20 protein-coding genes are annotated in these 23,296 nt (G+C 73.0%); 17 read left to right on the forward strand and 3 right to left on the reverse strand.

Annotated features, from left to right (window positions below; translation table 11 throughout):
• The first annotated feature begins 74 nt into the window (after positions 1-74).
• Positions 75-644, forward strand: coding sequence for a TetR/AcrR family transcriptional regulator (locus tag AC156L_RS14915; protein WP_330876462.1), 570 nt, complete (start codon positions 75-77; stop codon positions 642-644).
• A 463-nt stretch (positions 645-1,107) separates the two neighbouring features.
• A complete protein-coding gene (locus AC156L_RS14920; protein WP_330876461.1) occupies positions 1,108-1,704 on the forward strand; it encodes a VOC family protein in 597 nt (198 codons plus the stop codon).
• A gap of 313 nt (positions 1,705-2,017) precedes the next feature.
• On the opposite strand, the gene AC156L_RS14925 is transcribed toward AC156L_RS14920, so the two are convergent.
• On the reverse strand, positions 2,018-2,755 hold the full coding sequence (locus AC156L_RS14925) for a TetR/AcrR family transcriptional regulator (RefSeq protein ID WP_330876460.1): 738 nt from the start codon (positions 2,753-2,755) through the stop codon (positions 2,018-2,020).
• Between the two features lie 55 nt (positions 2,756-2,810).
• Between AC156L_RS14925 and AC156L_RS14930 the strand changes: the two genes are divergently transcribed.
• Together AC156L_RS14930 and AC156L_RS14935 are read left to right on the forward strand one after the other, a co-directional pair.
• Positions 2,811-3,779 carry an alpha/beta hydrolase family protein gene (locus tag AC156L_RS14930; protein WP_330876459.1) on the forward strand — a complete coding sequence of 323 codons (969 nt, stop codon included), beginning with the start codon at positions 2,811-2,813 and terminating at the stop codon, positions 3,777-3,779.
• Between the two features lie 55 nt (positions 3,780-3,834).
• Positions 3,835-4,434 carry an NADPH-dependent F420 reductase gene (locus AC156L_RS14935; RefSeq protein ID WP_330876458.1) on the forward strand — a complete coding sequence of 200 codons (600 nt, stop codon included), beginning with the start codon at positions 3,835-3,837 and terminating at the stop codon, positions 4,432-4,434.
• A gap of 105 nt (positions 4,435-4,539) precedes the next feature.
• Here AC156L_RS14935 and AC156L_RS14940 read toward each other — a convergent pair whose 3' ends face one another.
• Positions 4,540-5,124 carry a hypothetical protein gene (locus tag AC156L_RS14940; RefSeq protein ID WP_330876457.1) on the reverse strand — a complete coding sequence of 195 codons (585 nt, stop codon included), beginning with the start codon at positions 5,122-5,124 and terminating at the stop codon, positions 4,540-4,542.
• 908 nt (positions 5,125-6,032) lie between these two features.
• On the opposite strand from AC156L_RS14940, the gene AC156L_RS14945 reads away from it, so the two are divergent.
• Both AC156L_RS14945 and AC156L_RS14950 read left to right on the forward strand, forming a co-directional pair.
• On the forward strand, positions 6,033-6,374 hold the full coding sequence (locus AC156L_RS14945) for a hypothetical protein (protein WP_330876456.1): 342 nt from the start codon (positions 6,033-6,035) through the stop codon (positions 6,372-6,374).
• A 32-nt stretch (positions 6,375-6,406) separates the two neighbouring features.
• Positions 6,407-6,598: a hypothetical protein gene (locus tag AC156L_RS14950; RefSeq protein ID WP_484406935.1), complete on the forward strand. Its 192-nt coding sequence runs from the start codon at positions 6,407-6,409 to the stop codon at positions 6,596-6,598.
• A 393-nt stretch (positions 6,599-6,991) separates the two neighbouring features.
• On the opposite strand, the gene AC156L_RS14955 is transcribed toward AC156L_RS14950, so the two are convergent.
• Entirely contained in the window at positions 6,992-8,230 is a 1,239-nt protein-coding gene (locus AC156L_RS14955) for a COG1470 family protein (RefSeq protein WP_330876454.1), read from the reverse strand.
• Positions 8,231-8,474: 244 nt separating this feature from the next.
• Between AC156L_RS14955 and AC156L_RS14960 the strand changes: the two genes are divergently transcribed.
• From AC156L_RS14960 to AC156L_RS15010, 11 genes are all read left to right on the forward strand, one after another.
• Complete coding sequence (locus tag AC156L_RS14960) at positions 8,475-9,098, forward strand: helix-turn-helix transcriptional regulator (RefSeq protein WP_330876453.1); 624 nt, start codon at positions 8,475-8,477, stop codon at positions 9,096-9,098.
• Positions 9,099-9,229: 131 nt separating this feature from the next.
• The gene (locus tag AC156L_RS14965) at positions 9,230-12,277 is read left to right on the forward strand and encodes a hypothetical protein (protein WP_484406936.1); all 3,048 of its coding nucleotides are present in this window, start codon (positions 9,230-9,232) and stop codon (positions 12,275-12,277) included.
• Positions 12,278-12,302: 25 nt separating this feature from the next.
• Positions 12,303-12,992, forward strand: a complete 690-nt coding sequence (locus tag AC156L_RS14970) for a Pvc16 family protein (RefSeq protein ID WP_330876451.1) — start codon at positions 12,303-12,305, stop codon at positions 12,990-12,992.
• Entirely contained in the window at positions 12,989-15,073 is a 2,085-nt protein-coding gene (locus AC156L_RS14975; RefSeq protein WP_330876450.1) for an ATP-binding protein, read from the forward strand. Before AC156L_RS14970 ends, AC156L_RS14975 begins: the two co-directional genes overlap by 4 nt.
• A gap of 28 nt (positions 15,074-15,101) precedes the next feature.
• Positions 15,102-17,159, forward strand: coding sequence for an eCIS core domain-containing protein (locus tag AC156L_RS14980; RefSeq protein ID WP_330876449.1), 2,058 nt, complete (start codon positions 15,102-15,104; stop codon positions 17,157-17,159).
• Between the two features lie 236 nt (positions 17,160-17,395).
• Positions 17,396-18,919 (forward strand): phage tail sheath family protein, encoded by a 1,524-nt coding sequence (locus AC156L_RS14985; RefSeq protein ID WP_330876448.1) that lies wholly within the window; start codon positions 17,396-17,398, stop codon positions 18,917-18,919.
• 43 nt (positions 18,920-18,962) lie between these two features.
• Positions 18,963-19,403, forward strand: a complete 441-nt coding sequence (locus tag AC156L_RS14990) for a phage tail protein (protein WP_330876447.1) — start codon at positions 18,963-18,965, stop codon at positions 19,401-19,403.
• Positions 19,400-19,864: a hypothetical protein gene (locus AC156L_RS14995; RefSeq protein WP_330876446.1), complete on the forward strand. Its 465-nt coding sequence runs from the start codon at positions 19,400-19,402 to the stop codon at positions 19,862-19,864. Before AC156L_RS14990 ends, AC156L_RS14995 begins: the two co-directional genes overlap by 4 nt.
• Entirely contained in the window at positions 19,861-20,019 is a 159-nt protein-coding gene (locus AC156L_RS15000) for a DUF6760 family protein (RefSeq protein ID WP_176947121.1), read from the forward strand. Before AC156L_RS14995 ends, AC156L_RS15000 begins: the two co-directional genes overlap by 4 nt.
• 4 nt (positions 20,020-20,023) lie before the next feature.
• Entirely contained in the window at positions 20,024-22,831 is a 2,808-nt protein-coding gene (locus AC156L_RS15005; protein ID WP_484406938.1) for a hypothetical protein, read from the forward strand.
• 24 nt (positions 22,832-22,855) lie between these two features.
• Positions 22,856-23,290, forward strand: a complete 435-nt coding sequence (locus AC156L_RS15010; RefSeq protein ID WP_330876444.1) for a phage tail protein — start codon at positions 22,856-22,858, stop codon at positions 23,288-23,290.
• Positions 23,291-23,296 lie beyond the last annotated feature (6 nt).

Below are 23,296 nucleotides of genomic sequence, written 5' to 3' on the forward strand. Positions count from 1 at the left end.
CATCTAAGTGGAGAACATCTCCACTTCTACCGAGAACATGGAGGCCATCTCCACTTGTCAACGCGAGGTAGCGCATGACCGTCGACAAGCCGCTCCGGGCCGATGCCCAGCGCAAGCGCGACGCCCTGCTCGCCACGGCCCGTGAGGTCTTCGACGCCGGTGGCTTCTTCGACCTGCGCTTCGACGACTTCGCCCGTCTGGCCGGCGTGGGCACGGGCACGCTGTACCGCCACTTCCCCACGCGGGAGGCGCTGGCCGAGGCGGTCTACCACGGCGAGATCGCCGCGCTGTGCGACCGTCTCCGCCAGTTGCGGGCCGTGCTGCCCGCGGCGGAGGCCTTGGCGGCCTTCCTGCGCGGCATGGTCGACCACATAGCCGCCCACGTAGGCCTGGCCCGGACGCTGTCCACGCTCATGGCCACCCGCTCGGACGCCCTCGCCGAAGGCAGTCGGGAGCTGGAGCGGGCCGTCACCGACCTGGTGGCCGCCGCCGTGCGGGAGGGCACCGTGCGCGACGACGTGGACGCCGGTGCCGTGATGATGGCGCTGCACGGCATCAGTGCGGCCCACGACCGCCCTGGGTGGCGGGTCGAGGCCGACGGTGTGATCACCCTCGTGCTGGACGGGTTGCGCCGTCCGCTGTGACGGGGTGCGACGAGGTCGCGACTCCACCCGGTTCTGGCGCTTCTCGCCACGGAGATGGGTCGTTGGCCCGCGGCTACCGGTTCCCCCGCGGCGAGCATCGGACGATGCGGTGCGCCGAAAGTCCCGACCAGCTCACCCTTCGGCAATCCACTTCCTCGTGCGCGAGGTGGTGCTCGCCGCCGTCGAGCCACCTTCTTCGCGGTAGCGGCGGCCACCGCGTTCTCGGGGCCGCTCGCCGACGCCGCCCTGACGCCCGCGGAGCTGCGCGACAGGATCCTCGGTGGCGCACCGCTCTCCACCGCCCAAGCCGTGTAGCGGCGCGGCCCGACGGGCTGGGGCTGGTCGAGTCCGCTGCGAAAAAGCGGACGCGGCCCTGGGGTGTCGTCGCCGGGGAGTCGTCCTGCTGTTCGCTTGAGCAAATACCTCCGTGTCGTTTCGGCGGGGCCGGACTTAGTTTCGAGCGGTGGCGAACGAACTGACGATCCCGCTCCTGCCCTGTCCGTCCATCGACGAGATCACGTCCTTCTACGAGATGCTCGGCTTCGAGGTCACCTATCGGCAGACGCGGCCGAACCCGCACGTCGCCGTGCGACGGGAGGACATCAACCTGCACTTCTTCGGGATGGACGACTACGACCCGGCGCAGTCGTACAGCACGTGCCTGGTCATCGTGGAGGACACCGGCGAGCTGTTCGAGGCCTTCGCGGCGGGGATGCGGTCCGTGCACGGAAAACTGCTCATCTCCGGCATCCCGCGCATGACCAGGCCCCGGCTGCGCAACGACCGGTACACCGGGTTCACCGTCGTCGATCCGGGCGGCAACTGGATCCGGATCCACAAGGCCGCCCAGGAACCCGAGGCGCGCACCAAGCTCGCGAAAGCCGTGGAGAACGCGGCACGGCTGGCGGACGCGAAGGGCGACGAGCGGCAGGCGTTGAGGATCCTCGAAGGCGCGCTCGCGCGGACCGACGGCTCCGAACCGGAATTGCGGGACGCCCAGGCCTACCGCGACGAGTTGGTCGAGCGGATCACCGGGTCCGGGTCTCGCCCTGGCGCTTGAGGGCGCCGCGGACCACCTCGGGGTCGTGGGTCGTCCAGCACGGTGGGGGTGAGGCCGTGATGGAGCCGCCGTAGTGGGCGGTGGCGGTGCGCGGACCGAGGACGGCCTGCTGGTGCGAGACCGTGCCGGCCCGTTCCGGCCGACCGCCCGCCGAACCCCGTTGAGACCTCACCGCGAGGGCCGGCTGCGAAGATCGACCGCGGCGGCCCTCGCGGTGCGGCGGGTCCCGGTCCGCCGGCCTGGTCTCGGAGCGGGGGGAACCCCTGTCGCGCGAACTCGGCCGCGACCGGGAACTGGGGGCGCGACGCTCCGGCTAGGGGTCCAGCTTGAGCGAGCCGTGGCCGACGTTGGTGCTGTCGGCGATGGCGCGGATCAGGCGCAGCAGGTCGTCGTGGAGTTCGTCGGTCATGCGGCCCTCGGCGACGCCGCGGAGGAACACGTGGTTGACGCCCCTGATCGCGGTTCGACCCGCGGCTCCGAACAGGTCGTCGCGATCGTTCCCGTCGAAGGGGAAGCCTGTTCCGGGGGTTCGTCGTGAGACCTCGGCCTCCGCCATGGCGACCACGCCGGGGTTGGCCAGGGCCATGGCGCGGGTGAGTGCGGCTTCCTCCTGGTCGACGTTGTCGCGCAGGTCGTGCCACCACCTGTCCACCAGATCGATGAACTCCACGGTGGGATCTTCCTGGTGCAGCGCGATGACCCGCCGCTCGATGGACGCGGGCCACTCGGTGATGAAGTCGAGCTTCGACGGGAAGTAGCCCGTCACGGTCCGCGGCGCGACCTCGGCCGCCTCGGCGATGTCGGCGATCGTCGTCCGTTCGTACCCGTGTTCGGTGAACAGGCGCAGGGCCGTGTGCAGGATCAGCCGCCGGCGTCGTGCTTTCGACCGTTCCCGAAGTCCTGGACCGCCACTGGTCACCGTCGCACTCCCCGCACTCCGTTGGTCACCGCCCGCGCAGGCCCCAGCATACATGCACTCCATAGCTAAAATGCCTCCTTGTGCAAACTTGCCGTCCATGGCAATCTTTGCCGGGTGGTCGAAGTCGATCACCCACCGAGTCCGTCGAGCAACGGCTTCACGGACGAACGGCCCGAGAGGAACAACCATGAGCGTGTCCTACGCGGACGCCGCAGGCTTCCCGGTCAGCGACCCCACCCCCCTCGTCAGCTACAGCCCCGTCTCGCTGGAGGTACCGGGCAGGCCCGTGCCGCTGGAGATCAAGGTCTCGGCGCCCGTGACCGGGACCGACCTGCCGGTGATCCTGCTCTCGCACGGGCACGGCATGGCCAACTTCCTCTCCTCGCTGCGCGGCTACGGCCCCGTCGCGGATTTCTGGGCCGCTCACGGGTTCGTCGTCGTCCAGCCGACGCACCTGGACTCCACGGTGCTCGGGCTGCGCGACCAGGACCTGCCCGACGCGTCGCTGTTCTGGCGTGACCGCGCCACCGACATGCACGTCGTCCTCGACCACCTGGAGGAGGTCCTCGCCGCGGTTCCGGGGCTGCCGGGCCGTGTCGACACCGAGAAGGTGGCCGCGGTCGGGCACTCGGCCGGTGGGCACACGGTCTCGCTGCTGCTGGGCTCGCGGGTGCTCGACCCGAACGACCCTCGGGAGAAGGACCTCTCCGATCCCAGGGTCAAGGCAGGCGTCGTGATCGGGGGACCGGGCATCGCCGACGAGCACTTCTCGCCGTGGGCCGCCGAGCACTACCCGATGATGAACTTCATCGACTTCGGGCAGATGACCGGCGCCGCGCTCGTCATCGCAGGCGACGAGGACCTGAACCCCCACTTCTCCTCCCGGCTCAGCTACCGCTGGGACGCCTACACCCACAGCCCCGGCGGCAACAAGACGCTGCTGACCTTCCTGGGCGCACAGCACCTGTTCGGCGGGATCTCCGGCTACGACGCCGCGGAGACCTCCGACGAGAACCCCGAACGGGTCGCCGCGCTGCGGGCGCTGGTGTGGGCCTACCTGCGGTCCCGGTTGTTCCCCGGCGACACGTCCTGGGACATCGCCGTGAAAGCCCTGGAAACCCGGAAGACGCCCCTGGCGAAGGTCGAAACCAAGTAGCCGGGACGTCCGGCTCCTCGTCGCTCGACCGTCCGAACCACCACAGGAAGAACCCATGAGAATCGCGATCCTCGGCACGGGCAAGGTCGGTACGGCACTGGGGACACGACTGGCGTCCACCGGTCACCACGTCGTCCACGGATCACGGACGCGCGCGGGTGGAGCGGGAACGCTCAGCCCGCGCGAGGCCGTCGCGTCCAGCGACGTGGTCGTCACCGCCATCCCGGGCACGGCCGTGCTCGGTGCCCTGGAGGAGATCGGGGATGACGTGCTGGCCGACAGGATCGTGCTCGACCCCTCGGCCGCCTTCACCCCCGGGATGGCGATGGCCTACCCCGGCGACAGCGTGGCCCAGCAGGTGCAGGCACGGTTCCCCCGTGCCCGTGTCGTGAAGACGCTCAACACGATGAACTTCACCATCATGGTCGACCCGCTGGCGTCGCTTCCCAGGGCGACCGTTTTCGTCAGCGGCGACGACAGCGCGGCCAAGACCGTCGTCACGGGCTTGCTCGGTGACCTGGGATGGCCAGGGAGCAGCGTCCTGGACCTGGGCGGCGTCGACACCGCCTTGGCCACCGAGCACGCCGCCCCGTTGTTCTTCGCGACCGTCAGGGCCCTGGGAACCGCGACGTTCAACATCTCCATCTCGCGGTGAGAGGTGAGCCGCGCTCGAACGCGGGACCCGCCGACCGGTCCTTCCCGCACCACCGGTGCGCGGCCGGTGCCTGCCGCCAGCCGAGACGGGCGGCAGGCACCGAGATCAGCCCTCGATCCCCCGCTCGCTCCAGTCGGTCCCGAACGGGTCGGCGGTCAGGTGCCAGACCACGTACGGGTAGTTGCTCCACGTGCACGGCAACAACAACGGGCAGTTCTCCACGTGCTGCTTCCACTTGGTCGTCACGGTGCGGGACGGTGTGGGGGTGACCCAGTTCTCGGAGACGCCCCTGTCCCTCATGAAGGTGTTCAGCCGGGTACTGCCCTGTCGGTAGTGGACCCCGAGGACGACGTTGGCGTCCTCGCACCAGTCGACCCGGTAGGTGAAGGTGAACGCCCACTCGCCCAGGACGTAGTACCCGTCGACCGACGCCTCCCCGATCCAGCACCCCGACTGGACGCCGGGCTCGTTCCCGTCGGCCGGTCGCACGTGCTGCTCGACCGTCGTCCTGCCCGGATCGACCACGGTCCGCGCGATCTCGGGGCTGCGCAGCAGGATCTCGCGATCCGCCGCGGACAACCGGCCGGACTGGACCATGCGCGCGTACGCCTCCGCGGGCCCGTCCTCGCTCGCGCTCGCCGTGCCGCTGAGCATCCCGCTCAGCACGCCCACGAGGGCCAGCAAGATCATCGATGTTCGTCTGGTGCTCGACATGCCGAAATCTCCCCTTGTTCGTACAACTCGTGGTTGCCGCCTGTGCGGCGGCTCGGATCCCCCCTCGGGATCTCCGGTGTGCCGCGAACCCGAGCCATTGCGCGGGCGATCCGGAATCGCGCCCCGGTGTGCGACGTGATCCGGCGACCTCGCCGTTCGCGACCGCCTGGGCCGCGCAGGAGCAGTTGACGGGGGCCACGGTCTCGTCGGACGAGATCTCGTGCCGGACGGGGCCGTGGTGCGCGGTTCCGGACACCAGCAGGACGAGCGCTCGATGCGAGAAGTGCTCGCACCAAGGTGCCCTCATCTGTCCCCCTTCGTCAGGTGTTCCTCGTCAGCTGGTCCGAGCAGCGGCCCGGTTCAGCCGTCCGCGGCACCAAAGGTCTACCGACGCGGGGTTGTTCACGATCGACGGACGAGCCGTGAGGAATCAATGGTGAAGAAGCCACCTGCTCGACCAGCGGAACACCGGGGCACCAGCCGGACGTGGCGGTCGACCGGGTGGTGCCCACGGGTTCGAAGGCTGTTGCGAGGACGTGCCCGTGCGGGCGGAAAGCGCCAGCCCACACCGTGTTGGTGTGCCCGGAGACGACGCTCGACGCGGCGGACGACGACGGGGTCGACGCAGTCCACAGCCGGGCCTCGGCATCGAAGCCCGCGGTGAGGAGCAGTGCACCGGTGCGGCGGATCGCGCTGCCCCGCGGGCAGAACATGGGTAAGGACAGGCACACCGTGCGGCCTGGGCTTCTCTTTACCGCGCGCGGTGTGATGGGGTCGGGGCACATCCCTGGTACGGGGCGAACCTGGGGATCGGGATCCTTGGGATGACCGGTTCCCGCGCGGAGGGCGTGATGGACGTGTGGTCCGATGGGGAGACTGGTGACGTGGGTCGCGCCCTCCCCCCGGAGCGGTTCGCGGGCGACCTGTTCCTCCAGCTCGCCCGACGCGGGTGGCTGGTCCTGGACCCCGACCAGGCGCGGGGTGTGATCGGCGAGCTGGAGCGGACCCTGGACGAGGTGCGGTCGCGGCTGCGCAGGCTGGAGTTGTCGCGCAAGCTGCGCGACGTGTCCGGGGACGACGTCGCGCCCGACGTGGACCGGCTCGTGGTCGACTCGGTGTTCGCCGGGCAGCTCAACTCCGAGAGCTGGGAACGGGCTCTGGTCGAGCTGCCCAAGTACATCGAGGCCCTGCGCATCGCGGGACGCAACTCCGGGCGCCCGCGATGACCTGCCCCGGACCGGACGCGTCGGAGCCCGCGATGCCCGAACCGCCTGTCAGCGAGTCCGACCTCGGCCGACTCGACCTCGGCGCGCTCGACCTGTGCGTCGAACTGGCGGACGCGGGCGCCGAACTGCACCACCACCTGCTCTGCGGCGACCGCGAGACGGCCGAGCTGCTCGGCGCCTGGATCGACGCGCTGCTGGACGAGTGGAACCGCCGCCGCGACTGACCGGCCCTCCGGGCGGTGTCCGGCGGTGGGAACGGGAGTCCGCACCGGCCTGTCACCGCGCCACGCGCCGACCTGACGGGTGATCACCTGGTGACGGCGCGGGGGCGCGCGGTGGGACGGGCGCTGCCCGTGGTGGCGACGGCGTGCGGCGATGGCGGCGGGACGGCGGAAGCCGCGGATCACCGTGGCGGTCGTCGAGAAGTTCGGCCGCGGGTCGTGGTTGCGGACCACGAGCGGTGGCACCGGGGATCGACGTGGTCGGCCGGGTCGTCGACGCGGTCCGGCCGATCCCGACGTGACCGGTGAGCACGTCGAGGGTCTGCCGGGCCGCGAACGCCGGACCCGCGGCACCCGACCCGCCGCGGGTCCGGACCACCGCGGGTTCGCGACCGGTCAGCCCTGCGGCACGTCCGCGAGCGCGCCGCTGACGTTGAGCAGTTGCAGGCAGTTCGGCGCCTGCTGGCCGCTGGCCGGAGTGCCCGGCCGGGCGCAGTTGACGGTCGCGCTCACCGTGCTGTTCTCCGGCACGTCGATCGGCGTCACCCAGTGGTAGTCCTGGTTGCGGAAGGTCTCCAGCGCGATGGTGGTCACCGTGCGCTCGCCGAAGGCGATGGTCAGCACGCCCTCGTCGCCCTGGTGGTTGGCCAGCACGAGGTCGGTGATGCGGAAGACCTTCCCGGCGGGCACGACGTAGCTGCCGGTGCCCTGGTCGCCGGTGTTGGTGCGAACCTCGATGGTGTTGGAGCTCTGCTCGCCGCCAACGGCATCGCGCTGCCCCGGCTGTCCCGGCTGCCCCTGCTGTTCCTGCTGCTGACCGCTCGGGGGCTGTTCGCCACCCTGTTGTCGTTGCTGCGGCTGCTCGTTCTGGGCAGCGGCGGCCTCCTGCCTGCCCGCCTCCACCAGTTCCCCGGCCCGGTCGTCGGTGGCCTCGCGCGCGGCGCTCCGCACCGCGGGACGCACCAGCAGCAGCCACGCCAGCAGCAGCGCCAGCAGCAGTGCCAGCAGCGCCAGCAGCCACTTGGGGAACACCGGGAGCTGGAGCAGTTCGCCCTCCAGCTCCTCGGACTGCGCGGCCTCGCCGGAGGCGGGCAGCACCGCGGAGGCGGCGGTGGAGGTCGTGGTCAGCCGCACCGGCCAGGCCAGCGGCGAACCGAACCACAGCACCTTGCCGACGCGCGCCCGCACCGGCAGCTCCACCCGCACCCCAGGGTCCACGGTCGTGGGCTCCGCGGGCACGGTGACGTGCAGCTGGTCGTCGGACTCGGCCGCGACCAGGGCCGCCGTGATCGGGGTGTTGCCGTCGTTGTGCACCTCGACGTGGAAACGCGCGCTGCGCCAGGCTCGGCGGCGTTCGGGCACCAGCTCGGCGTGTTGCTGGAGGAACGGCTCGACCACGACCGTGGTCTCGGAGACCACCACCGACTCCGGGCGCTCCGCCGGGAGGACGCGCACGCCCAGCGGTACCTCACCCGCGCGCACCTCCGACGACCTCGGCGGACGCAGCAGGACGGCCACCTGGTCGGACGTGCCGGGGTACAGCGAGAGCCGCGCGGGCTCGACGGAGGTCCACGGTGCGCACTCGCCCACCACCTCGAACTCGTACGCCTCGACAATGTCGCTGTCGTTGCGCACCGTCAACGTTGTGCTCGCCTCCGAACCGGGGGTGACTACCACGGTCGGGAGACCGAATTCGGTCGTTGTGGTCACCGGTCGAACGGTAGGCAGGGCGGAACCCGTTGAGACAGGGAGAAAAGGGCACACCGGGGGCAAACAAGTGCACGGGCGGTCGCTGCGCCGACCCGCGCCCGGTCCGGGTGCGCAGGATGGTGGTGAGAGGACCGCCACGTCGATCCGGTTCTCGCCAGGGGAGGCTGTCATGACGAGGATCCCGGTCGCGGTGTACGCCGAGGACCCGGTCCTGCGCACGGGTGTCGCGTACCAGTTGCGCCCGCGTCCGGAGGTGGAGGTGCTCGACCCGCACGACCGCGAGCGTGCGGCGGTGGCGCTGGTCGTGGTGGACGAGGTGGACGAGGCGGCGGCGGCGCTGTTGCGGCGGTTGCGGCGCTCGTCGGGCACGCGCACCGGTGTCGTGGTGGGCCGCTTCGACCAGGACGCGCTCCAGACCACCATCGACTGCGGGGTGGCGGCGGTGGTCCGCCGCGCCGAGGCCGACCAGGACCGCTTGGTGGCCACGGCGGTCGCGCTGGACAAGGGCGAGGCGGTGCTGCCGGGTGACCTGCTGGGCCTGCTGCTGGACCACGTGAGCCGGTTGCAGCGCAGCGTGCTCGACCCGAACGGGCCGACACTGTCCACTTTGACCACTCGGGAGGCGGACATGCTGCGCCTGATCTCGGAGGGGTGCGACACCGCCGAGATCGCGGCGCGGATGTCGTTCTCCGAGCGGACCGTGAAGAACGTGCTGCACGAGGTGACCACTCGCCTCCAGTTGCGCAACCGGGCCCACGCCGTGGGCTACGTGATGCGCCACGGCCTCATCTGAGCGCCGCCCCGGACTCCCCTTTGCCCGAACGGCCCACGGGTCTTCCCTGACCCTGCCCGACCGGACCTCCCCGGCGCTCGCCGCGCGCGGCGACGATCGCTTGCGACAGGTCCGTGACCGGAGGTGGAACCTTGTCCAGAAGGGCGCGTACCCGCACCCTCGCCGTGCTCGCGGCGGTCGTGGTGGTGTGCGGGGTGATCGCGGTGGTGCGTGACGTCGTCGGCCCGCCGGAGGTGTCCGCCCAGCCGGGGGAGCCGGTGACCGGCCGCATCGCCTTCGCGGGCACCGAGCACCGCAGCCTCGGCCACGTGGTCGACCCGCAGCCGGACGACCTCGGCCCGACCACGCCCCTGCTGGGCGAGGGGCCCGCCCACTTCGACGACCACGTGTCCGCCCGCGGCGACCTGGTGGTGTTCACCAGCCTGCGCGACGAACCCCGGCCGCAGGTGTACCTGCGCGACGCGGGCGGCGGCGTGCGAGCGCTGACCGAGGGCCACGACGCGGCGCACCCGCAGTTGTCGCCCGACCTGCGGACGGTGGTGTTCGGCTCCCGTGGCGACCTGTGGCTGGTCGGCGTGGACGGCGGCGAGCCGCGGCGGCTGACCGACACCGACTCCGACGAGTCGTGGCCCACGTTCTCCCCTGACGGCACGCAGGTCGCGTTCTCCGGCGACCGCGACGGCGACCGGGAGGTCTACCGGATGCCGGTGGCGGGTGGAGCGGTCACCAGGGTGACCGACGAGCCGAACGGCGACGCGGGCGAGCCCGCGTGGAACCCGGTCGACGGCCGCATCGCCTACACGCTGCGGGTGGGCGACGTGCCGCGGGTGCGCGTGCTGACCGGCACGGGCGTCGGCACCCCGTTGCTGGGCGGCGACCAGGCCGCGTGGCGCGGCCACTGGCCCGCGTGGCTGCCCGACGGCTCGCGCCTGCTGTTCCTGAGCCTGGACCAGGTTTGCAGCTGCCCCGCCGACCCGAACGCGGTGAAGGTCTACCGCGCCGACACGACGCCGGGCCTGCCGCTCACCGCGCCGCCCGACCTGCTGCTGGGTGAGGACCGGCACCTGAGTTCCCCGAGCTGGCAGGTCGAGGGCTCCGTGCCGCGGCTGCTGGTCTCCCGCACCAGCGCTCCCACCTGGTTCACCGCGACCCTCCAGGACATCCGCCCCGACGGCTCCGACCCGCGCGACCTCGGTGTGACCGTGCTGCGCGAGGACCCCGAGGCGGTCGACGACCCGAACCTGCTGTTCCGGCCGCGGGCCGGGTTCGACCCGTGGGCGACCCGCCAGTCGTACTCGCCGGACGGTCGGCAGATCCTGCTGAGCCGGTTCGAGGACGAGGGTGGCCAACGGGTGCAGCGCCTGTGGCTGGTCGACGCGGACGGGGGCAACCCGCGCCGGGTGCCCGTCGCAGACCGGCAGCCCGCCGACTGGGAGTTCGACGCGGGCTTCTCGCCCGACGGCCGGTTCATCGCCTTCGCGCGACGCTCTCCCGGCGGGCTGCGGCCTGCGGGCGGCCAGAGCCGGGTCGTGGTCGTCGAGGCCGCCACGGGCGCCGTGGCCGGTGTGCTGAGGCCGCCGCCGGAGGTCTCGGACCAGGAGGACACCCAGCCCGCGTGGTCGCCGGACGGGACCGCGCTCGCGTTCACCCGCGGCATCATCACCGACGGACCCACCGGCGAGGTCCGCGACAACCACATCTGGACGGCGCGCGCCGGGACGCTGGACCAGCAGCGCGATCTGAGCGCGCTGGTGTGCGGCGGCGACTGCCCGGTCACCGACGACAGCTCGGCGTTCAGCCCGGACGGGCGCGAGCTGGTGTTCAACCGCGAGTTCGACGGCTTGCTGCGGGTGGGACTGGCGGACTTGAACTGCGAGGTGCTGCTCGGCGGCGGCTCGTGCGCCGCGCCGGTGATCAACCCTGCTGGGCCGTTCCAACCGCGCGATGCCGCGTACGCCGCGGACGGCCGGATCGCGCTGACCACCCGGCGGGCGGGCGACGCCCGGTCGCCGGAGGAGCTGGCCGTGCTCGACCCCGGCACCGGGGCCCTGAACCGGATCGCCACCCACCTGCCGGGCAGGCAGAAGGAACCCACCTGGCAGCAGTCGGTCGACCTCTCGGTGGACGCGCCGCCTGCGGCGTCGGTCGACGCGGGCCGGACCGCCTCGATCCCGGTGACCGTGCTCAACCGCGGTCCGGCGGCCTCTCCGGGCACCGTGCTGACCGTGGCCGTGCCCACCGGGCTGCGGCTGGTCGGACTGCGCGCGTCGGGCGGAACGTGCGCGGTCGAGGAGTCGCGGTGCGACCTCGGCGTGGTGGCCCCCGGCACGTCGGTGGAGGTGGTGGCCGACGTGGTGGGCGTGGTGCCGGGGACGCACCGGCTGGACTCGTCGGTGGCCGGTGCGGTGCTGGACGCGCTGCCGTCGGACAACGCGGACAACACCGTGGTGACCGTCGGCGAGCCGCCGACCACCACGACCACGCCGACCACCACACGGACCACGACCACGCTGCCGCCGCCCCCGCCCGTCCCGCCCGCCGGTCCCGCCCTGGCCGTCTCGGTGCAACCCGCCCCGTCCTACGTCGGCGGCCGGGCGGTGGTCACCTACACCGTGCGCAACGGTGGCGATTCCCTGGCGACCGGGCTGCGACTGGACTTCCTGCTGCCCGCGCGGGTGCCGGTGGCGGCCGTGCCCCCTGGGTGCGCGCCGACCAGCTGCGTGCTGCCCGACCTCGTGGCGGGCACCACCCAGGTCGTGCAGGTGGTGCTCGCGCCCACCGCGGCGGTGCGGACCGAGGTGCGCGGCGTGCTGCGGACCACCGGCACCGACGCCAACCCGAACGACAACACCGCCGCCGCACCGATGACCGTGCTCCAGCCGAGGATCGTGGCCGTGCCACCGATCGGCGAGCCGGGGTTCGTCACCTCGGTGCGAGGCGTGGACTTCCCGCCCGGCGCTCCGGTCCGGCTGACCTGGACGCCCGGCATCACCGCCTCCGCCGCACCGACGTCGCCGCGCGCGGACGGCCGGTTCACCGCGCAGCTGCTGATCCTGTCCAAGGACCAGACCGGGCCGCGCACGATCACCGCGACCGGCCCCGGCTTCCGCCCCGTCACCACGCCGTTCCTGGTCGTGCCGGGGTCCATCGGGCCGCCGGACATGGTGGCGCGCAGGTGAACCCGACGACGAGGAGGAGGTGCCCGTGATCCACGAGGTGGACGAGGCGATCCGGCGGATGCTGGTCGCGGCGGGTGTGCCCGGCGGCGGGGGCGAGCTGTCGTTCGACGCGCCGACCAAGGACTGGGCCGCTCGGCGCAACGCCCCCACGGTCAACGTGTTCCTGCACGACATCCGCGAGGACGTGATGCGCCGCCACGCGGGCGGCGTGGAGGTCCACGACGACGAGGGCGTGCTGACCGGGTGGTACGGCCCGGCGCGGTGGTTCGAGCTGGCCTACCTGGTGACGGCGTGGACCAACCGCCCGCAGGACGAGCACCGGCTGCTGTCGGAGGTGCTGGCGAACCTCGTGCGCGTCGAGCGGATGGCGAACGAGTGGCTGACCGGGTCGCTGGCGGAGCTGGGGCTGGGCGTCCTGCTGAACTCGGCCCAGCCGCCGGACGGGCGGGCGACCTCGGAGATGTGGTCGGCGCTGGGCGGTGAGCTGAAGCCGTCCATCGACCTGAAGGTCATCGCGCCGCTGGCGGGCGAGTGGACCAAGGCCGGCCCGCCGGTCACCGAGGGAGTGGTGCTGGAGACGGCGGCGCAGTCCGGGGAGCGCGCGCGCCGCCTGCGCTACGAGGGACCGACGACCGCCGGTGGTGACGGGTTCGCGGCCACCAGGCCCAAACCCGCGCCGGGGTCCAGGAGGCGACGCGGAGGGGCGATCCGATGACCGGCGTGGTCGTCCGACCGGCACAGGAGGACGCGGGGCCTGCCACGTCCCCGGAAAGCGCCGACCTGGTCTACCTGTGGGCACGGCTGAGCGCGGTCGAGCGGCGGGTGCGGCAGGCGGTCGCGGCGCTGCGCGCCGTCGACCCCGCGCCGGACGATCCGTACCGCGGCCTGTACCTCACCCCCGAGGCCGTCCGGGGAGTGCTGGCCGCGCCGCGGCAACCGCCGCTCCACGTCCCCGAGCCCGACCCCGAACTGGACGCCCTGGCCGCGCTCGTGCCCGACGCGGGGCCCCGGCTCCTCCGGCTGGCCGCCGGCTTCGGTCTGGCACCGGTCGACCTGGAGTTGCTGCTCGTGGCCGTGGCGCCCGACGTGGACCCGCGCTTCGAGCGGCTCTACGGCTACCTCAACGACGACGTCACGCGCCGCCGGGCGACCGTGGGCCTGGCGCTCCGGTTGTGCGGCGAGCCGATCGCCGGACCGGGGCGGTTCCGCCTCGCGGCGAGCGCACCCCTGGTGGCGGGTGGCCTGGTCGAGGTGCAGGACCCGACGGCGCCCGCGCTGTCCAGGGCGCTGCGCGTACCCGACCGGGTGGTGGCCCACCTGCTCGGCGACGACGCGCCCGACCCGGAGGTGGCGGAGTTCGCGCGCATCGCGCCCGCGGCCGCTGCCCCCGTGGAGGAGTTGCCCGAGCGCCTCGGCGCGGGGCTGCGCGCCGGGATCACCCCGGTGCACCTGCGCGACACCGGCGGCGGCGCGGGCCCGGCGGCGGTCGGCGCGCTGGCCGCGGCCGGACGGGGCGCGGTGGTGCTCGACGTGGCGGCGCTGGCCGACCGGAAGCGCCCCGAGCTGGCCGCGGTGGTCCGCGAGGCCCGGCTGCGCGGAGCGGGCGTGGTGCTCGGCCCGCTGGAGCCGCTGGCGCCCGACGGGGCGCGGGCCCTGCGCGAGCTGGTCGCGCTGGCGGGTGACCTGCCGGTGGTCCTGCACAGCAGGCAGCACTGGGACCCCCGGTGGACCGCGCGGCCCGTGCTGTCGGTGCCCGTGGCGTCGCCGCTGCCCGCGGAGCGGGCCTCGTGGTGGACGCGCGCGCTCGGCGGCGAACCCGCGTTCCTGCCGAACCTGGCCGGCTACCGGCTCGGCTCCGAGGAGATCGACCGGGTGGTGGCCGTGGCAGGCCACCTGGCCACCGTGGAGGGCGAGCCGGTCGGGCTGCGCCACGTGCGTGCCGGGGTGCGGGCGCAGAACGGCGCGGGCCTGGACCGGCTGGCCAGGCGCATCGTGCCCGCCGTCGGCTGGGACGACGTGGTGCTGCCCGAGCGGACCCGGCGGCAGCTCGCCGAGCTGGTCGTGCGGGCCCGGCACCGCGACCGTGTGCTGGGGGAGTGGCGGATGCGCCCCGGCGGCGGTCGCGGACGGGGCGTGGTGGCGTTGTTCGCGGGCGAGTCGGGCACCGGCAAGACGATGTCCGCCGAGGTCGTCGCGGCCGAGATCGGCATGGACCTGTACGTGGTGGACCTGTCCACGGTGGTGGACAAGTACGTCGGCGAGACGGAGAAGAACCTGGAACGGATCTTCACCGAGGCCGCGGGCGTGCACGGGGTGCTGCTGTTCGACGAGGCCGACGCGGTGTTCGGCAAGCGGTCGGAGGTCCAGAGCGCGCACGACCGGTACGCCAACGTCGAGTCGGCCTACCTGTTGCAGCGCATGGAGTCCTTCGACGGCATCGCGGTGCTGACCACCAACCTGCGGTCCAATGTGGACGAGGCCTTCACCCGCCGGATCGACGTGATCGCGGACTTCCCGCTGCCCGACGCGGAGCACCGCTTGGCGCTGTGGGACCGCTGCCTCGGCCCGGCCCTGCCGCGGGCCGGGGACGTGGACCTGGCGTTCTGCGCGGAGCGCTTCGAACTCGCGGGCGGCTCGATCCGCGCGTGCGCGGTGACCGCGGCCTACCAGGCGGCGGCCTCCGACCGCCCGGTGGCCATGGCCGACGTGGTGGCGGCGGTGCACCAGGAGTACCGCAAGCTCGGCAGGCTCGTGCTGGAGAGCGAGTTCGGGCCGTGGTTCGGGGTGACGCGGTGACCTGCTCTTTCCGACGCGGGAGGCGTTGATGCACAAGCACGAGCACGAGCACGAGGGCGGGACCTGCCACCGGGCACAGTCTCCGCAGATCCCGGACGGAGCCGAGCGCGGTGCGGAGGAGGTGCTGAGGCTGCAGCGCCTCGTCGGCAACACGGCCACCACCGGCCTCGTCCAGTCGGTGCTCGACGAGGCCGGGGCAGAGCAGGCCGAGGTGCGGCGGGCGAGCGTGCGGGACGCGGTGAGCGGCTCCGGCCGGCCGGTGCCCGACGACGTGCGGTTCGAGGCGGAGGCGCGACTGGGCGTGGACCTGTCCGGGGTGCGCCTGCACACCGGACAGGCCGCGGAGCGCTCGACGGAGGAGATCGGCGCCCGCGCCTACACCACGGGCAGGCACGTGGTGCTCGGCCGCGGCGGGAATGACTGGAAGACGCTGCTGCACGAGTTCGACCACGTGCGCCAGCAGGCCGAAGGGCGGGTCGAGGGCACCGATCAGGGCAACGGGATGCGGATGAGCGACCCGTCCGACCGGCACGAGCAGGAGGCCGAGGCCAACGCCACCAGGGCGCTGCGCGGCGAGCCGCCCCGGCACGGCGGCGCGTCCGGACACCATCACCACGGCGGCGGCATACCGGTCCAGCGGGCCAGGATCGCGGACGTCCAGCCGGGCCTCGACGCCGACGCGGGCACCCAGATCATGAACAGGCTGCTGTCCATGCTGCTGGTCGTGCCGGTGGCGCTGCCCAGCGGCAGCGGCGCCAGCACCCGGAGGCAGGCGCTGAACATCAGCAGGGGCATCGACCCGAGGCTGACGGACCAGGGGAACGGGACCGGGTTCGCCACGATCACCTGGGACCAGCTGCTCCGCGGCGACGTGGTGCGCATGGCGTACGGCCAGTACGACGTCTTCGTGATGCCTCACGGCGGCGGCGCCCTCGCCGCCGCCACGGACGACCTGAGGGGGATGATCGACTCCAACCTCTTCGAGGGCGACGCGGTCCTCCGGGAGTTCAGCACGGCCCTGATGGAGTGGCTGGTGCGCAGGCGCAGCAACTCCAGCGGCGACGTCGAGGTGGTGACCAACCGGGTCACGACGGACGAGGGCACGGGCGCGGAGGTCACCGTCGGAGGCCGCCCCGGCTGGGACACCAGGGCCAACCAGATCGTGACCGGCTACGACGAGGACCGACGGCACATCATCGCCTGGCACACCATGCGCGGTGCGTTCCGCAACGCCTTCAACGCCGCGCTGACCCCCGGTGAGAACATCAGACAGCGGATGCGGACGCTCCTGAACACCCTGGACTCGGTCGCCACCTGGGCGGAGCTCGACGAGGCCGAGGCGGCCAGCTCGCACAGCAGCGAGAACGGCGACGCGGCCAACAGCCAGTCCAGCAACGTCACCATGGCCGACGCCCCGCCCGCCGCTCAGCAGTCGCCGCCGGGCAGTGGGATGGACATCGACGTGGCGTCCGAGCACGGTTCCTCCCATGCCAGCAGCACGACGTCGGAGCAGCTGCGGGACAGCCTGAGCTCGACCGTCGCCAGGGTGCTGACCATGCTGTCGAACAACCCGTACAACCTGTGGGCCGGTGACGCCATCGCCAACGAGTCGATCAACCGGGTCAGGCAGCAACTCTCGGCCATGATGAACGAGTACACCGACGACCAGGAGCTGATCGACCGGGTCGTTGCCAGGGCCCAGCAGGGTTCGTCGACGCAGAACCAGGACCGGCGGGTGTGGACGCGGGTGCGGGACACACTGGACAGCGTGGACGCCGGCGACGCGCGGAAGTTCATCCAGTCCGTCATCGACTCGTTCGACGTCGACATCCCGATCACCGGAGAGGGCCAGACCTCCAGCACCTACAACGCTCTGGAGGCCCAGGTCGGCGCCGTTCGCAACGTCCTGGCCACCGGCCTCGCCCAGGAGGTGCTGGTCATGTACGACAACCAGCTGCCGGACGACTTCGACTCGCTCATCGCCACCGTGGACAGCTGGTTGCGGCGGTTCCTGCGCCCGGAGGATCTGCAGACCAGTGTCAGCGGCGGCCGCCGCACGGTGGGGCCGCGGCAGCAGGACGAGTGATTCGCGCGCACTTCGCGAGCACCCGTTCGATCCGTCGCCCATGACCGCCCCCCACGCCCCGGCGCCCACCGCGCCGGGGCGCTTCGGTGTGCCCGGACCGCGCGTGTCCCTTCGGGCAACGGCATTGCCCTCGGTCGTGGTCCGCCGACCCTGCCCTTGCCCGCGCGGTCGCAGCAGGCTGTGAAGTGCCAGAGCGGAGCGGAAAGACAGCAGAGCGGAAAGACAGGGGAGCGACCATGCCGCAGTACCTCTCACCGGGCGTCTACGTGGAGGAGGTCCAGTCCGGGGCGCGACCGATCGAGGGTGTCGGCACCGCGGTGGCCGCCTTCGTCGGCTTCGCCGAGCGCGGGCCCTTCCACCGGCCGACCCTCGTGTCGAACTGGAACCAGTACGCCCAGCTCTTCGGCGGCTTCACCGAGGACGCCTACCTTCCGCACGCGATGTACGGCTACTTCGCCAACGGCGGCGGCGCGGCGTACGTGGTGCGCGTCGGCGGCGCCCAGGCGGGGGCCGACCCCGAGCCCGCCGCGCCCGCCCCGGCCGAACTGGGCGGCCTGCACGTCGCGGCGCTGCCCGGCACGGGCTCGGACATCTCGGTCGAGGTGGCCGACGCCGACGGCGAGAACCCCCCGGAGGACCGCTTCAAGCTGCTGGTCAAGCAGGGCGGCAAGGTGGTGGAGACCCACGACGTCTCCACCAGGAAGAACGTCAAGAACTACGTCGCCACGCAGGTGTCCGAACGCTCCAAGTTCATCCGGGTGACCGAGCGGTCCGGCGGCGCACTGGCGCGTCCGGACAAGCAGCAGGTCACGCTGCCCGACACGCCGGCCCCGTCGAAGGCGGTGGCCAAGCTGGACACCGGGGAGTACCTCGGCGACCCGGAGGCGCGCACCGGCATGGGTGGCCTGGAGAGCGTCGACGAGGTCACCATGGTGGTGGCGCCGGACCTGATGAGCGCCTACCAGCGCGGCCTGATCGACCTGGAGGGCGTCAAGACCGTCCAACTGGCGATGATCTCGCACTGCGAGCAGATGGGCGACCGGGTCGCGCTGCTCGACGCGCCGCCAGGGCTCACCGCGCAGAAGGTCCGGGCCTGGCGGATGGACGACGCGAACTACGACTCCAAGTACGCCGTCCTGTACTACCCGTGGATCAAGGTCTTCGACCCGGCCGGCGGGCGCAACACCCTCGTGCCGCCCGCCGGGCACATCGCGGGAGTGTGGAGCCGCAACGACGACGAGCGCGGCGTGCACAAGGCGCCCGCCAACGAGGTCATCCGCGGCGCGGTGGACCTGGAGATCAACGTCAGCAAGGGCGAGCAGGACCTGCTCAACCCGATCGGCGTCAACTGCGTGCGCTCGTTCCCCGGTCGCGGCATCCGGGTCTGGGGCGCCCGCACGCTGTCCTCCGATCCGGCGTGGCGCTACCTCAACGTGCGCCGGCTGTTCAACTACCTGGAGGAGTCGATCCTGCTGGGCACGCAGTGGGTGGTGTTCGAACCCAACGACGACCGCCTGTGGGCCAGCATCCGGCGCAACATCACCGGTTTCCTCACCGAGCAGTGGCGGCGGGGCGCGCTGTTCGGCCGCACCCCGGCGGAGGCCTTCTACGTCAAGTGCGACCGGGAGAACAACCCGCGGGAGTCGATCGACCTCGGCCAGGTCGTGTGCGAGATCGGCGTGGCGCCGGTCAAACCCGCCGAGTTCGTGGTCTTCCAGCTGTCGCAGTTCTCCGACAGCACCAGCCTCGTCAGCGAATGAGCCGTCCCGCGCGGGCGCGTGAACCAGAAAGGCGGCACCACCCATGGCAGAGGGCGATGCTCTTTCCACCCACATCTTCGGCGTCCAGCTCGGCGGGTTCACCGTCGAGTCCCTCCAGGAGGTCAGCGGGCTGACCGTGGAGGAGGACGTCGTCGAGGTCTCCCAGGTCACCTCGACCGGCAAACCGGTGCTGCGCAAGCAACCCGGTGCGCAGAAGGGTGGTGAGGTGACGCTCACCAGGGGCTTGGACCAGAGCGTCACGTTCACCAACTGGCTCAAGGAAACCCTGGAGAAGGGCGCGGTCACCGCGGCCCGACAGGACATCACCATCGAGGTCAAGGACACCGAGGGCAACACGGTCCGCCGGATGACGCTCTTCCGCGCGTGGGCCAGCAAGTGGGAGGGCCCCTCGTTCAAGGCGGGCGAATCCAGTGCCGCCACCGAGAAGGTGACCCTCGTGTTCGAGGAGATCACGGTCGAATGAGGCGGCGGACGATCGCGCTCGACCAGCTCGACGAGCTGGTCGAGCCCAGCGACGAGCCGGAGCGGTCGGCCGCGCCGAGCGCGCACGGCGGCCTGCGCACGGAGTTCGACTTCGAACTGCCGCGGGGCTACGTGGACCCCGACGGCGTGGTGCACCGGCACGGCCGGATGCGCCTGGCCACGGCGCGCGACGAGCTGCGGCCCCAGATCGACCTGCGGGTCAAGGAGAACCCCGGCTACCTCAGCGTGGTGCTGCTCAGCCAGGTCATCACCCGGTTGGGCACGGTCCGCGAGGTCCACGCCGGGGTGGTGGAGCAGATGTACGCCACCGACATCGCCTTCCTCCAGGACTTCTACCGGCGGATCAACAGCGAGGGCCACACCAGGGCGGGTGTGTCCTGCCCGTCGTGCGGCACCGCGTTCGAGGTCGACCTCGCCGGTGGTCGCCTGGGGGAATCGTGACGTACGCGGCCGACCGGCTGCTCGAAGAGGTCGCGTACGTGGCCTACCACTTCCACTGGCCGCGCGAGGAGATCCTCGACCTGGCGCACCACGAGCGCCAGAGCTGGGTCCGCGAGATCGCGCGCATCAACACCAGGGTGAACGAGGGGAGGTGACCCGGTGGGGTTCTTCCGGGATCGGTGGCGGCGCGGTTCCCGCGCCGCGCGGGAGCCGGTGGCCGCGCGGGTCACCGCTTCGGCGGCACCGGAGCGTCCCGCGTGGGACGGCGGGTGGCGTGCCGTCGCGCCGCTGAGCGGGGTGATCCAGCGCAGCGGCATCGCCGTCGGCGACGGGCTGGGCTTCCGGGACGGGTTGGCGTCCTGGCGGGACCACCGGTTCGGCGGCGAGCTGGGGCACTCGGTGCACGCCGACGCCCCAGCCGGGTTGGTCGGCGGGATGACCGGTCCGGAGGTGGCCGAGCGGTCCCGGTACTCCGGTGGCGGACCGCTGCTGGTGGCCTGGCGCCGGGAGAGCGAGGAGGCGGTCGGTCCTGCGCGGACGGGGGTGTCCGGTGACGTGGTCGAGGCGGCCGTGCCGAAGGCTCCTCGTGCCGGTGCCGCGCCGCTGGTGCGGCGGAGTGCGGTCGGCGGGTCGAAGCCCTCCGGTGGAGGGCGTTCGACCGGGTCGTCCGGTGGTGGCGCGACCGGGTGTTCCGGTGGTGCGGCCGGGTCTTCCGGTGCTGGTGCCGCGGTGGAGTCTTCGAGCACCGGTGGCGCGGTGGTCGGCCCGACGTCGTCGGGTGGAGGCGAGGCCGTGGCCGCTGCCGTGGCGTTGCGCGCCGGTGGGGTGGTGATGGGTTCGGCAGGGTCCGGCGCCGGGCGGACGGGTGGGGCGAGGTCGACGGGTGGCATCGCCGAGGTGGTCCGGTTGCGACCGGTCCGGCCGCCGTTGACCGTCGCCGGGCGGCCGGTGATGCCGGTCCGCTCGCTGCCCGTGGTCGGTGGTGCGGCGGGGAAGGACCCGAGCGTGCCGGTGGCCCCGGCGGGCGGGCGGCCCGGGCCCGCGGAGGCCGCGCCGAGGCCGAGATCCGTGCCGGTGCTCGGGGAACCGTTGACCGCGATGCCGCCGACGGCACAGGTGCCGTTCGGAGCGGCGGGCTCGTCGTCGGTGCCGCGGTCGAACCCACCCGGCGTCGGTGGGCCGACACCGGTGGTCCGGTCGGTGGCGGCTCAGGCCGGCGGTCCGCCCGCGGTGCAGCGCGGCGCGGGACCGAAGCCCGACGCGGCGCCGCGACCCGAGCGGGGCACCGGGATCGGCGCACCCCTCGCGGGACTGCCGGCCACCGCGACCCCGGCGGGGGCACGTTCGCCGAAGCCCGCGGCCGGTGGGGCGAACGCACCGGCCGTGCGGGGTTCGGCGGCTGACGAGCCGGAGTCGTCCCCGAGCGGTGGGTCGTCTTCCCGGCGGGCGACCACGGCGGGCGGACCGGTGCGGCGCGCCGGTGACGGGCGCGGCCCGCTCCCGGGAGCGGAGGTGCTGCCACCGCTGGGGGTGGACCGCCCGGTGCGGCGTGCGCTCGACGGCACGATGCCGACGGCGCGGCGGTCCGGCGACGCGTTCACGACCGACCGGGCACCGGCCGGACCGGGTGCGACCCGGCTGCCGGTGGTGCCGGTGACCCGGCTCCCGGCCGGGGAGGCGACCGTCCAGCGGTCGCCGACGCCTGCCGCGCGGGCGGGGGCCGGGACGCACGGGGGTTCCGCGGCGCACGCGGCACCCGGTGGTCCCGTGCCCTCCGGGGCGCACGGGGGCTCCGCGGCGCACGCGGCACCCGGTGGTCCCGTGCCCTCCGCGGCGCACGTGGGCTCCACGGGGCCCGCGGCGGATGAGCCTCACCGGTCCACACCACGGGGCGGAACGCACGGTCCGCGGGTGCTGCCCCTGATCGCTCAACGGCCCCTCACCACCAGCACCGCCGCAGGGCTGCCCCAGCCGGTGCGGCGCGCGGCGGGGCGGCCCGTGGTCCGCCCGCGGTGGGCGGGCGCCGGGCGGGAGGCGACCGGTTCGGATCCCGCGCCGACGGCGCGCCTGCGGTCCGCGGACCGGGGAGTCCCGGCGGACGGTGGTCGCGGGTCGGTCGGTCGACGCACGGCCGCGCCGAGGCCTACCAGCTCCGGCGAGACGTCCCCGCGGACGCGGTGGTTCAGCCGCCCGAACGCGCCGACGCCGGTGGTGAAGGGGCGGGCGGGCGCGCACGGGCCGACCGGTTCGGGCCGGGCGCGGCCGGGCGGCACGGCCCCGAGCGCGGCACCGGCATCAACCTCCGCGGCGACCCCGACCCCGGCAGCGACCTTCGCGCCGAGCCCGTCACCGACCTTCGCGCCGACACCAACACCGATGCCGACGCCGACCTTCGCGCCGACCCCGAACTCGACCCCGATCTCGACCCCCACGCCGATCTCGGCACCGACCTCGATGGCGTCGTCGGTGGCCGTCCAGCGGGCGACCGGTCCCGCCTCTCACCCCCACGTCCAGCGGCACGTCGGCCGTTCGCCCCGACCCGCGGGGAGCGGCGCGCCCGCCGTGGTGCGGCCGACGCCGCCCCGACCGCTCGACGGCGGCCCGAAGCTCCCGGCGGTCGCACGCCCGCACCCGACCGGCGTGCCGACCCCGATCGGCCGGGACCGCGCATCGAGCGACCCGGCGGCTCCGCGACCGACCTCGGCCCCCGTCCCGGTGAGGTGGTCGGCGGGCGCGCAGGTGCAGCGGGCACCGGCAGGCGCGTCGTCGGACCCCGAACCGAGGATGCCAGGGGCCTGGCCCGAGGCCCCGGTGACCGAGCCCGCGCGCTCCACCCGCCCGAAGCGGGTCGACCCGGATCTCGACGAACTGGCCCGCAGGCTGCTCGACCCGCTCGGCAGGCTGCTGCGCGCCGAGCTGCGCCAGGGCCGCGAACGCACCGGCCGACTGCACGACCGCCGCCGTTGACCGGCCCGAACGAGGAGCACTTCCATGAGCGACGACGTCTTCGCCAGCAGCGTCTTCTTCCGGTTGACCATCGCCGACGACGACCTCGGCATGTTCCACACCTGCGACGGCCTCGGCGCGACGGTGGAGGTCGAGCAGTACGCCGAGGGCGGCAACAACGGGTTCAGCTGGAGCCTGCCCTCGCGCATCACCTGGTCCAACATCACCATGACCCGCCCGGTGACCGGTGACTCGGCCAAGGTCCTCAAGTGGTTCAACGAGGTCATCAAGGAGGCCGACCGCGAGGACGGCGAGATCGTCGCGCTGGCCCCGGACCTGACCCCGATCGTCAGCTGGCAGGTGATGGGCATCATCCCGATCCGCTGGCAGGGGCCGACCTTCGACCCGAGCCGGTCGCAGGCCGCCGTGGAGACGCTGGAGTTCGCCCACGAGGGCCTCCAGGCGTCCAGCGACGACTGAGCGCGG

It is taken from the genome of Umezawaea sp. (assembly GCF_057122925.1).